11 protein-coding genes and 2 pseudogenes are annotated in these 11,132 nt (G+C 61.3%); 8 read left to right on the top strand and 5 right to left on the bottom strand.

Going from position 1 to position 11,132, the window contains the following annotated elements:
- Positions 1-26 precede the first annotated feature (26 nt).
- Genes ACZ1JV_RS02150 through ACZ1JV_RS02160 form a run of 3 tightly spaced genes read right to left on the bottom strand, consistent with a single transcriptional unit; the run spans position 27 to position 2,278 of the window.
- Entirely contained in the window at positions 27-932 is a 906-nt protein-coding gene (locus ACZ1JV_RS02150; protein WP_465149423.1) for an NAD-dependent epimerase/dehydratase family protein, read from the bottom strand.
- 27 nt (positions 933-959) lie between these two features.
- Positions 960-1,418 (bottom strand): nuclear transport factor 2 family protein, encoded by a 459-nt coding sequence (locus ACZ1JV_RS02155; RefSeq protein WP_465149424.1) that lies wholly within the window; start codon positions 1,416-1,418, stop codon positions 960-962.
- Positions 1,415-2,278 (bottom strand): SDR family NAD(P)-dependent oxidoreductase, encoded by an 864-nt coding sequence (locus tag ACZ1JV_RS02160; RefSeq protein WP_465149425.1) that lies wholly within the window; start codon positions 2,276-2,278, stop codon positions 1,415-1,417. Before ACZ1JV_RS02160 ends, ACZ1JV_RS02155 begins: the two co-directional genes overlap by 4 nt.
- A 438-nt stretch (positions 2,279-2,716) precedes the next feature.
- Here ACZ1JV_RS02160 and ACZ1JV_RS02165 point away from each other — a divergent pair, with 438 nt between their 5' ends.
- From ACZ1JV_RS02165 to ACZ1JV_RS02180, 4 genes are read left to right on the top strand one after another with little or no spacing between them, the layout of a single operon-like run.
- The gene (locus ACZ1JV_RS02165) at positions 2,717-3,775 is read left to right on the top strand and encodes an acyl-CoA dehydrogenase family protein (RefSeq protein ID WP_465149426.1); all 1,059 of its coding nucleotides are present in this window, start codon (positions 2,717-2,719) and stop codon (positions 3,773-3,775) included.
- On the top strand, positions 3,772-4,950 hold the full coding sequence (locus tag ACZ1JV_RS02170; RefSeq protein ID WP_465149427.1) for an acyl-CoA dehydrogenase family protein: 1,179 nt from the start codon (positions 3,772-3,774) through the stop codon (positions 4,948-4,950). Before ACZ1JV_RS02165 ends, ACZ1JV_RS02170 begins: the two co-directional genes overlap by 4 nt.
- A gap of 7 nt (positions 4,951-4,957) precedes the next feature.
- Positions 4,958-5,398, top strand: a complete 441-nt coding sequence (locus ACZ1JV_RS02175) for a PaaI family thioesterase (protein WP_465149428.1) — start codon at positions 4,958-4,960, stop codon at positions 5,396-5,398.
- Positions 5,395-5,775 (top strand): PaaI family thioesterase, encoded by a 381-nt coding sequence (locus tag ACZ1JV_RS02180; RefSeq protein WP_465149429.1) that lies wholly within the window; start codon positions 5,395-5,397, stop codon positions 5,773-5,775. Before ACZ1JV_RS02175 ends, ACZ1JV_RS02180 begins: the two co-directional genes overlap by 4 nt.
- Positions 5,776-5,918: 143 nt before the next feature.
- Here the strand turns inward: ACZ1JV_RS02180 and ACZ1JV_RS02185 are convergent, their stop codons facing one another.
- Complete coding sequence (locus tag ACZ1JV_RS02185) at positions 5,919-6,782, bottom strand: TonB-dependent receptor domain-containing protein (protein ID WP_465149430.1); 864 nt, start codon at positions 6,780-6,782, stop codon at positions 5,919-5,921.
- A gap of 155 nt (positions 6,783-6,937) precedes the next feature.
- Here ACZ1JV_RS02185 and ACZ1JV_RS02190 point away from each other — a divergent pair, with 155 nt between their 5' ends.
- Positions 6,938-8,116 carry a tyrosine-type recombinase/integrase gene (locus ACZ1JV_RS02190; RefSeq protein ID WP_465149431.1) on the top strand — a complete coding sequence of 393 codons (1,179 nt, stop codon included), beginning with the start codon at positions 6,938-6,940 and terminating at the stop codon, positions 8,114-8,116.
- 153 nt (positions 8,117-8,269) lie between these two features.
- Here ACZ1JV_RS02190 and ACZ1JV_RS02195 read toward each other — a convergent pair.
- A pseudogene (locus tag ACZ1JV_RS02195) lies at positions 8,270-8,559 on the bottom strand (integrase core domain-containing protein); the annotation flags it as partial.
- Between the two features lie 343 nt (positions 8,560-8,902).
- Between ACZ1JV_RS02195 and ACZ1JV_RS02200 the strand changes: the two are divergent.
- The 3 genes and pseudogenes from ACZ1JV_RS02200 (at position 8,903) to ACZ1JV_RS02210 (ending at position 11,021) form a co-directional block, all read left to right on the top strand.
- A complete protein-coding gene (locus ACZ1JV_RS02200; RefSeq protein WP_465138747.1) occupies positions 8,903-9,493 on the top strand; it encodes a TetR/AcrR family transcriptional regulator in 591 nt (196 codons plus the stop codon).
- 63 nt (positions 9,494-9,556) lie between these two features.
- Positions 9,557-9,914, top strand: a pseudogene (locus ACZ1JV_RS02205) (FAD-binding protein); the annotation flags it as partial.
- Positions 9,915-10,139: 225 nt separating this feature from the next.
- On the top strand, positions 10,140-11,021 hold the full coding sequence (locus ACZ1JV_RS02210; RefSeq protein WP_465149432.1) for a helix-turn-helix domain-containing protein: 882 nt from the start codon (positions 10,140-10,142) through the stop codon (positions 11,019-11,021).
- The last annotated feature ends 111 nt before the right edge of the window (positions 11,022-11,132 follow it).

Here is an 11,132-nt window from a genome sequence, read left to right on the forward strand (position 1 = left end):
ACGCCGGCCGATAGTGTCTATCCGTCCTATCCGAACTGGGCGGCGATATCGTTCACGGCCGCGCGGACATCTTGCCGGCGATAGCCGAGCAGAGCGGTTTCCACGGGATCGGGTTGGTAATCGATGAAGTTGCCGCGCCCTTGCGGGATCGCCACGTCGGGCAGCAGGGGCATTTCCGCGTCCCGTTCCTCCAGTTGCACATCGGATCGGCCCGCCGCGTCGAAGAACATCTGGAAGTATTCCCGGAACGACAGATTTTCGTCACCGACGAGATAGGCTTTGCCGGGGGCGCCCCGTTCCAGCGCGCCCTCGATCGCTTCGGAAAGCGACGTGAATGACATGAAATTTGTGCCGCCGGTCGGTGCGTAAGGCGGGATCGGCAGGTGTCCCTTGGCCCACTGGGCGTAAGGTTCGAAGATCGCGCTGGGCAGGCCGGGGACAGTGCCGACCATGAAGGGGGCATTCACGCTGCAGACGTCGAAGCCAGCGCGACCCTCGGCACGCGCTCCTTCGCAGGCGGCAAGGCGCGATTGAATGTAGACATTGCCGTCCAGCAGGTACGGAGCGGCCTGGGGGTAAAAGCTGCCGAGTTGCACCGCACGGGATACGCCCGCCTCGCGCGCGGCGGCGAAGAATGCGGGAATGGCCACGTCATTGGCCTGCCGCAGCCACGCCCCGAAGTCCGCCCCCGCAGGCACATGGCGCGGATCGTTGCCGGCGGCAAAGACGACCCAGTCGAACCCCGCCAGTCGATCCGGGGTGAAATCGCCGGTTACATAGTCGCCTTGTAGATAGGCGAGCTTGGCCATGGGCGTGGCGGCATTGGCGCCTGTGCCGCGCCCGGTGATGGTGACCTGATGGCCTTTTGCCGCAAGATGAAGCGCGGCATGGCCCCCAAGGGCGCCGGTGCCCCCGACGACGAGAACTTTCATGGACAATCTCTCCGTACAATTGTGGTTCTATCGGTTGACATTCGGCGGGGGCGGCGGGCCTGGATCGCCGACCGGCCGGTTCTCTTCCCAGTCGACGATCAGGTGCCTGCGGGTGAAGCGCCAGTTGGCACCGTCCCGCCGCCATTCGTCCTGATAACGGATCGCCCAGCACATCAGGGTGTCCGGACCCTCTGCATTCGCAATGCGATGTTCCGCCGTGCACAGGGTCTCTCCACTGGCGTGATCGCCCGCTATTTCCACGATCTGATCGTGGACGAGGTGACGAGTGGCCTTGAACGCGTGCGCCAGAAAATCGATGGACTTCAGGCAGGCCTCGATACCGTTCGCCACGAAACCGGGGCCGGTGATTTCCACCTCCTCTGCAAGAACCGCACGCCAGTCGTCCTTTGAGCGGCGATCCGCGCCCCGCGCATAGAGTGCGGCGGTGCGGCGCAGGGCGGCGCGATCCTCGTGCCGCGCCGTCATGACGGGACTTTGAGGCCGTTGGCGCTGATCATCGGGACAACCGTCCATTCGCCTTGCGGGGTCTGCATCCAGCCCGAGGCCGCGAGTGCGCCGCCGTCCACATGGATGGCCGTTCCGGTCACCCAGGAGGCAAGCGGGCTGGCCAGATAGAGCGCGGCCCCGGCGCAATCGGATGGATGGCCGAAGCGGCCGAGCGGGATCCACTTGTCCATATGGTCGCGGTTTTCGGGCGGGATCATGAAGTCCAGCGCGACTTGCGGGGTATCGGTGGTTTCCGGGGCGATATCGTTGACGCGGATGCCTTCGGGGGCAAGTTCGAGTGCAAGGCTCTTGGTGAAGCCCATCAGCCCCGCCTTGCCGGCCGCGTAGACCGAGCAATAGGGGATGCCGCGATAGGCCTCGATCGATGTGATGTTGATGATCGACGCGCCGCGCCCGGCCGCGCGCAGCAGGGGAATCATCGCGCGGTCCATCCGCAGGATATGGCCGAGATTGGTATCGAGAATTTCGTCGATCTCGTCTTCGCCCAGCATTTCGAAGGGGCGTGCGTGCACGAAATGGCCGACGTTGTTGACGAGCACGTCCAGTTTGCCGAATTCCGACGCGATCCGCTCTGCAAGAACCTTCGGGGTTTCACGCTTGAGCACATCGCATCGAATGACACGTGCGCCGGGCAGATCGGCTTCCACGGCCTTCGCGCGTTCGGCATCGATCTCGGCAATGATCACCTGGGCGCCGGCGTCGTTGAAGCTTTCCGCCACGGCTCTCCCGATACCGACGCCACCGCCCGTGACGAGAACTGTCTTTCCGGTGAAATCGAGCGCCTGACGCGGATGGAATGGGGTGCCTGTCTGGCCCATCGCTTGCAATCCTCTCGTCATGTTTTTCAAATCGCAATATGCGTTGTAAAAACATTAATTCAATACGCAAATATGGATCTTAATCCGATTGTTGTCCGTCGATTGTGTGTGAAATCGATTTCTTGTTGCGAGATGGTCCACCTCTCGATTCAGCTATCATCCAGGGGGACAGTGCGGATCGTTCAGTGGCAAGGGGCGTCCTCGCAGGATTCATTGCGGATATTTTTGAGATAAAAAATACGCAAAGTGCATCTTGAAAAGGTGATTTGCGTAATATAGCGTGATTGCAAGCGCGCAATTTACCGCAGGGGTGAGGGCGCGGCGGGAGGATGCAGGTGCCGTGGTGGCGGCGGCTACGCAAGGGCGGCGTGATGCGAACACGGCCGCTCTCTGCGCGGGTCGACCGTCGGGTGCCTGAGATCGTGAAAGCGGGTTGAAATGGAATTCACGTTTACCGACGAACAGCGGATGATTGCGGAGACGGCGCGTGCCTTCTTCTCCGAAAATGCGACCAGTGCGCGCACGCGCGCGGCAATGGAAGGTGAAGGCATCGACCGGGCACTGTGGCGTGACTACTGCCAGGAACTGAGCTTTTCCGGTATCTCCATCGCGGAAGATGCGGGCGGGGCGGGCCTTGGACTGGTCGAACTGGCGATCCTTGCAGAGACGGCAGGCGCACACGTGGCTGCGCTGCCGATGCTGGGCAGCCTGATGCTGGCCGCGCAGGCGATTGCGTCGGGCGGCAGTGAGGCGCAGCGCGATGCGTGGCTGCCGGGCTTGCTTTCGGGGGAGGCGATTGCCGCCTTCGTCGAGGATGCCGCGCTGGAGGCGCGCGACGGGAAGCTCACCGGCGGTTCCGGCTTCGTCGCGCATGGTGCGCTGGCCGAGGTTTTCGTGGTCACCGATGGCAGCGGCGCATGGCTGGTGCGGCGCGATGCGGCGGGGGTTTCCGTCTCTGCGCAGACGACGATGGATCAGACGCGCCCGCTGGCAGAAGTGCGGTTTGACGGCACTTCGGCGGAGGCTCTGCACGATCCGGCGGAAGGACTCGCAGCGGCCAACCGCGCCGCGCTGGTCGGCCTTGCTGCAGAGGCATTGGGCGGCGCGCAGGCCAGCCTTGACCGCACGGTGGACTATGCGCGGGAGCGTGTGCAGTTCGGCCGGCCGATCGGCTCGTTTCAGGCCTACAAGCACCGCCTTGCCGACATGATGGTGGAGATCGAGCAGGCCCGCTCTGCCGTCTATTGGGCGGCCTGCGCGGTGGATGAGGGGAGCGAGGAAGCCCCGCTGGCGCTCCACGCGGCCAAGTCCTTCGCCGCCGATACCGCATTTCGCTGCGCGGCGGACATGATCCAGCTTCACGGCGGCATCGGTTTCACATGGGAGCATGACGCACACTTGTTCTTCAAGCGCGCGCGTTCGCTCCAGACCTTGCTGGGCAAGGGGGACTGGCACCGCGAACAGGTGGCCGCGATGATTTTGGGAGAAGCGGCATGAAGCTGGGATTTTCGCAAGCGGACGAGCATTTTCGCCAGGAATGCGCCGATTGGCTCAACGGCCAGATGGCGGGCGAATTCCGCGACATCAAGGGCATCACCAAGCTGACCGGCAGCCCGGAACGCCGCAAGGAATGGGAAAAGCAACTCGCCGCGCATCGCTGGTCGTGCATTGGCTGGCCGGAGCAATGGGGCGGGCGCGATGCCACGCTGGCCCAGCAGGTGATCTTTGCCGAGGAATATGCCCGCGCCGGCGTGCCGGGCCGCGTCAACCACATCGGCATCGAACTTGCCGGGCCGACGATCCTGACGTTCGGCACCGAAGAGCAGAAGCAGCGCTTCCTGCCCGGCATCGCGGCGGGCGAGACGATCTTCTGTCAGGGCTTTTCGGAGCCCAATGCCGGGTCCGACCTTGCCGGCGTGCGCACCAAGGGGCGGCTGGAAGGTGAGGAATGGGTGGTCAATGGCCAGAAGATTTGGACCAGCCTTGCCCATATCTCGGACTGGATCTTCGTGGTCACGCGCACGGAAGAGGCCAGCCAGGGCCCGCGCGGGCTGACCTTCCTGATGATGCCGATCGACCAGCCCGGCATCGAGATTCGCGGCATCCGCCAGATCAACGGCGATGCCGAATTCAACGAGACGTTCTTCACCGACGCCCGCTGCCCGGCGGACAGCTATATCGGCGGCGTGGGCGAAGGCTGGAAGATCGCGATGGGCCTGCTGGCGTTCGAGCGCGGGGTGTCCACGCTGGGCCAGCAGATGGGCTTCCGCAACGAGTTGGATGAGATCATCGCCGCCGCCAAGGCCAATGGCGCGGCGAACGATCCGCTGATCCGCCAGCGCATCGCAAAGGCAGAGATCGGCCTGCGTCTGATGCGTTACGGCGCACTGCGGATGCTTTCCCAGACCGACAATTCGCGCATGGATGGCGCCGCGCTGACTTACAAGATCCAGTGGGCGACATGGCGCCGCAACCTTGGCGAACTGGGCATGGACGTGCTGGGGCAGGCGGGCGAAGTGACGCCGCATCAGGATTACGAGTGGGATACGCTGCCCAACCTGTTCCTGTTCAGCCGCGCGGACACGATCTACGGCGGCACCAACCAGATCCAGCGCAACCTGATCGCCGAGCGCGGCCTTGGCCTGCCGCGCGAACCGCGCTGGACGGCCTGACGCCGCGATGGAGCCGGAGGACCCGTTCGAGCGACTGAAGTCCATGCCCCCGCGCGGGCATCATGCCCTGCTGGGCATCTATCACGTCGCGGCCGGAGCGGATTGGGCCGAACTGGCCTGTCCGTTCTCGGCAGCGTTCCTGATGGATGCGGGCTCGGGCCCCGGCTCCTCCGGTCTCGTTTCCTCCGGCCCGGTCATCTCGCTGATCGATGCGGCGGCGGGGGCGGCGATCATTGCGCGCACGCGGCGGTGGGAGCCGATGGCGACGCTGGACCTCAGGGTCGATTACTTGCGCGCGGCGCGTCCCGAATGCACGCTCCACGCCCGCGCCACCTGCCACCGGGTGACGCGCCGCGTGGCCTTCACCCGCTGCGAGGTGCATGACGGCGATCCCGCCAATCCGGTCGCCTTCGCGGCCGCCAGCTTCTTTTTCACGAGCGAACCATGATCGAGCGAGCCCCCTATGCGCAATTGCTGGGCGTGCGCGAATGGACCGACGCGCAGGGCAATGCCGGCCTCGTCATGCCGGCTTCACCCGCGCTGGAGGGGAGGCAAGGTTTTCTCTACGGCGGCGTGATCGGCAGCCTGCTCGAACTCGCCTGCCTCGCCGCGCTGGCGGGTGAGGGCGAAGTGGCGGCAGAGCGCCCCCGACCGATCAACATCACCATCGACTTCCTGCGCGGCGGGTTGATGGTCGAAAGCTATGCCCAGGCGCGCATCGTGCGCCTGGGCAAACGGGTGGTGAATGTGGACGCGACCTGTTGGCAAGCGGATCGGGAAAGCCCCATCGCCACCGGCCGAATGCATATTTTGCGGTCTGTTTGAAAATCCGCCGCAGGCGGATTTTGGCGGCACCGGCCCACTCCCCCACCCGACCACCCATCAGGATACACTCGTGGATGGTCGGGTGGGGGAGTGGGCCGGTGCCGCTCTGAAAATGCCCTCTAGGGCATTTTCCAAACAGATACCTACAGCTTAACCGAAAGATCGATGCCGTAAGTCACCGGATCGTCGAACAGTGCGGCAGCCGTCACGCCGGTGTTGGAGATGATGTTGATCTGCTGCTTGTTGGTGAGATTCCGGCCCCAGACCGAGACGGTCGCGGTCGTCGGCCCCAGCGGCAGGTCCATCAGCGAGAGCCGCGCATTCAGCGTCAGCAGCGCCTTCTGGGTATTCTCCGCATTCATGTAGTCGTTGGTGTAGGGCAGGCCCGCCGCCGCGAAGCCGGCGCTGCTGAACACGCTGGTGCCGACCACGATCTTGGAGCGCAGCGCCCCATCCACGCGCAGGGCAAGGCGCATCCCGTTATCCAGCGGCTGCACGTATTCGGCCGAGAGGTTCGACATGAAAGTGGGGCGCATCGTTTCGGGATAGTCGGAGACTTTGCTGACGCCGCCGCTCGCCAGCACTTCGGGCGAGATTTCCAGATACTTGAAATCGGTCACGCTGCCGCTGGCGCTCAGCGTCAGGTTCTCGATGGGGATCGCGGTCACTTCGAACTCCAGCCCGAAGGCGCGGGCCTTGCCGAAGTTGGCGGTGTATTGAGAGGAGACGATGGGTTCGCAAATGCCGCTGGGCGAAGTCACGCAGCCGGATGAGGCGAAGATCGGCGTCTGCAAGTTGGAATAGCGCACATGGAACAGCGCCAGATTGGTGCGCAGGCGGTGGCCCAGCCAGTCGGCCTTCAGCCCGCCTTCCCACGAATAGGCGCGCTCCTCCTTGTAGGGGATCGCCGGGCCCTGGAACACTTTGCCGGTTACGCTGTCCACCGCGAGCGGGCCCGCCGCCGTGCCGCCGGCAATGAAGCTGGTGACGGTCAAGAAATGGTGCACTCTACAAATCGCCAGATTGCGACGGAGTGCGACAAGCCATTGTTTAGATTGCTTTATATATGTTGTATGCTTCGATCAAGCATTCCCGGCTTCGCTAAAGGTTATGTCCGATCCGCTCCTATTTGGCTCCTGGATTTCGATAGGAATGTAGAACTATGCCGAAGATGAAGTTGACGAAACGCGTTGTCGAAATTGCCCGGCCCGCGCTGTCTGATTACGAGCTGCGAGATACTGAAGTGCCGGGCTTCCTATGTAAGGTGACGCCTTCCGGACGGAAGGTTTTCATGGTTCAGTATCGCAACGTATCAGGGCGTCGGCGAAAGCCCGCCATTGGCCAGTTCGGGCAACTGACGGTCGAACAGGCCAGGGCTGTCGCGCAACGATGGATCAGCGAGGCAGCAGGTGGCCTTGATCCTTCCGTCGAACGTCAAAAGAGACGGGGTTCCCCCACTGTCCAGCAGTTCTCCGAAATGTTTTTTCGCCGGCATGTGGAGGTTAACAATAAGAAATCTACCCAAAAAGGGCGCGTTTACCGATTTAGGAGAGTGATCTTGCCTACCTTCGGTAATTGCAAAATTGACGAGTTCTCCCGTCAGGACATTGTCCTTTTTATGGATGCGTGGCGTCGCAAGCCGGGGCTGGCAAACTCAATGCTTAATGACATGCAATCAATGTTCACCTGCGCTGAGCAATGGGGTTTTTGTGAGAAAGGCAGTAATCCGTGTAACGGAGTTAAACGGTATGCTCAGGGCAAGACCACGCGATTGTTGACAATTACTGAGATGCAGCGGGTAATCGAGTATCTCGGCAAATCTGAATTGGAAAACTTTTTATACCCTGATTGCGTCATGGCGATCAGGCTTCAACTTGCCTTTGCAGCGCGAGCATCGGAAATCATTGCTCTTGAATGGGCCTGGATAAATTTTGAATTAAATTGTGTAATTTGGCCGGATAGCAAAACTGGAGCAATGTGGAAGCCATTTTCGTCTGACGTTGCACGTCTTCTGGCAAGTATACCGCGTAAAGAAGGTTCTCCATTTGTCTTTCCGGGAAGGAGATGTGGCGCCAAGCATCTTCATTTCGCTACCTATTATCGCGTCTGGAAGCGCATACTACGAGCATGTGATGTGCCTGGGGTAGGAACACACGGACTCCGCCACCGGGCGGCGACTGACATTGCAAACTCCGGCGTACCGTTGAAAGTCGGTATGGCATTAACAGGTCATCGGCGGCTGGCGACATTCATGCGCTACGTCCACGTGGAAGATCATCAAGTTCGTCAGGCGGTAAACGTCATGGCTGAGCAGCGTTTACGCGAATATCACGGTGAATGATAACACGCGGTAGTTGGATGTGGCCACGCCAGCGGCAGTTGAGCGCCGGCGCAATAGCCTTCCCCCTTTGTTGATCCGGCTATCGCGAGAAAAGCCGGCTTTTCATAACCCTGTGCCAGTTCTGCCACCGGCCAGAACGAGAGATCCGGCGCTTCATCGGGCGGGGGTAACCCCGGCCGATGAAGCAAATTCGGCCGGCGTCATGAACCCCAGCGATGTGTGAGGTCGGGTCTCGTTGAAGTCCGTCCGCACGCCTCGATCTTGCTTCTGGCGTCGTCCAAAGACAAGAACCAGTGCGTGTTGAGGCATTCATCGCGCAGCCGTCCGTTGAAGCTCTCCACGGAGGCATTGTCGGTAGGCTTTCCGGGCCTGCTGAAGTCCAGCTTGAGACGGTTCATCTAGGTCCAATGGTCGAGCGCCCGAGAGATGAGTTCGGGGCCATGGCACATCGGGAAGCGGCCCCTCGAAGGGCGCACCTCGGCGACTTGCGTGCCGACCTCCCCCTGGCGCAGCGCAAACGCAATCTGCCCGCCAGTGAACTTCGACTTCTTCATGCAAAAGCTCCAGCTCAAATCGCTTCGTTTTTGCCAGCTCCCTCTCATTCCCGCTGAAGGCATTTTTCGTGATAGGGTCAGTGCCGCAGAATCCCTGGGTTCACGAACCACTCCATCTCGACTCGAACGATCGTCATAGCCGTGCGGCCGGTCATCAATTCATGAATTCGCGCTTGTCTCGCAAAGCGAAAAGCGTACAGTCCAGTGCACAAATGAAAGAAGACCCGTGCGTGTGAAGACAGACAGCCGCCGGCAGACAATCCTCGATACGGCAATCGAGTTGTTTCTTGAGGTGGGATACGAGCGGGCAAGCATGGCGGCCATCGCCGCACGCGTTGGCGGTTCGAAGGGCACACTCTACAATTACTTCAAGAACAAGGATGATCTCTTCGCCGCGGCCATGATCGGGGCGATGGAAGAGCGGGGCATGGAGATCATGGAGCGGCTAAAGGCCTCTGCCGATGACCCTCGCACCGCACTGCTCCGCTTCGGGATCGAGTACCTCGGTTTCGTCACGTCCAAATACAATCTTGCAATCATGCGGACGGCGGTGGCGGAAGGTGCGAATACCACGCTGGGGGACAGGCTTTATAAACTCGGCCCTCTACGCGGGACGGAGGAAATCGCTGCGTTCATTGCCCCACTTCAGATGCAGGGCAAGCTCAGGGCCGGGTCGCCGGTGATCATCGCCGCGCATTTGCGCGGACTGCTGGAAGCGGGGGTTCTCGAACCCCAACTATTCGGGGCTGAGCCTGATTATCAAGTCGAGGAAGCCGTTGGGGGCGCCGTAGACGCATTCTTGCGGGCTTACGGATGTGATTAAATGCCCCGTATCTGGTGCTGTTGACGCGTGCCTCTCCAACTCGTGGGTGCCGAATCCAAGTAGGAACGTCCGGAGCTGACGAGCGCCAAGGTGATCGTTTCGGGCGGCTGCGCGCTGAAGGATTCGGAAACGTTCGAGCAGGTCATTGCCGCTCGGCGCTGCCGTCGCCGCCTCGCGCGCTGCGGCCGACGCGGGTTACGTGTACGACTATCACGTCGGCCAGACCTGCACGATCGTGGCTCCGGAAGTCTACATCGCGGTCGGCATCTCGGGCGCGATCCAGCACCTTGCCGGCATGAAGCACTCCAAGATCATCATCGCCATCAACAAGGACGAGGACGTTCCGATCTTCCAGGTCGCCGACGTCGGCCTCGTGGCGGATCTGTTCATCGCCGCGCTGGAACTGACCAAGTCCATTTGAAATGATCTGCTATCAGGGTGATCAGGCGCCCTATCCGAAGGAAGGTTGCGATATACGGTGGTTCGCCGCAAAGTGGCCAACAATAGAGTTATAGCGTTTCGAGGCCCCTTGCTTTGAAACGTACGCGCCGGGCGGGTCGGAGGAGGGCCTGCTCGGCGCATGACATCGAAGACCGGATTGGCTCCATCTACGAGCGAAACAATTCGGCTGACGAGGAGGCCGAACATGGGCATTGCGGTTCGAGGCGATTTGCCGATGTGCGCACCTCACACGGCGTCTCATTTCCGCATCGAACGCGAAATCGAAATCAATGGCATTTTTGCGGACATCCGCCATTTCGGTTGGAATGAGGGCAGTCGCGCTCTGTACGAGCCGAATTCATACTACCTTGATTTTTCGCTCGGCCCGCGGTGTCCAAACTCGCGATTTTTCAGGTCCGCCAACGAATTGGCCGATCCTCCGGGAGACGTCGTGTTTCTGCCAAAGGGCGGCGAATTTGCGACGTGGAGTGAGCCTGGTGAGCATAGCCTTCTTTGCCTGACGTTCGCCAACGAGCGCGCCGAGGAACTGTTCGAAGATGAACGGATTGCTGATCTGGCTCCTTGTCTCGATGTTCAGAGCGTGTCGATAAGGAAGGGCCTTGCCCGATTGGCCAATGAACTGCGGCATCCGGGATTCGGTCAGGCAATTCTGCTGGAGAGCATGGCGCTCCTCCTTGTGGTCGAGCTGTGCCGCCATTTCCAGAAATCGGGATCTCCTCAGGATGCCGGATCCGGACAAATGCCGGTTTGGCGATTGCAGCGAGTGAGAGACAGGATCGAAGCGGACTTGGGCACCGACCTCTCGGTATCCTGCCTCGCTGCCGAAATTCGCACCAGTCCCAGACATCTCATCCGCACCTTTCGCGCGACCACGGGAGAGACGTTGACGGGCTACATCGCCAAGCGCCGTATCGCCCGGGCTCAGGAGCAACTTCGCGACGATGCAATGATGATCAAGGTTATCGCCGGTAATTGCGGTTTTCAGAGCCCGGCCGCTTTTTCGGCGGCTTTCCGGCGGGCAACCGGCCTGACTCCGCGCGAATATCGGGACCGTTCTTCGTTGTAGTGACCCCCCATGGAAAGCCAGAATTCGTCATCGAGACAAGACGGATATCGTGCGACGATGGTAAGCGGCGTCATCACTCGTCGGGATGGCGTCGATTCCGGCAAAGCCCCC

Source organism: Novosphingobium sp. BL-S-19, from assembly GCF_055521675.1.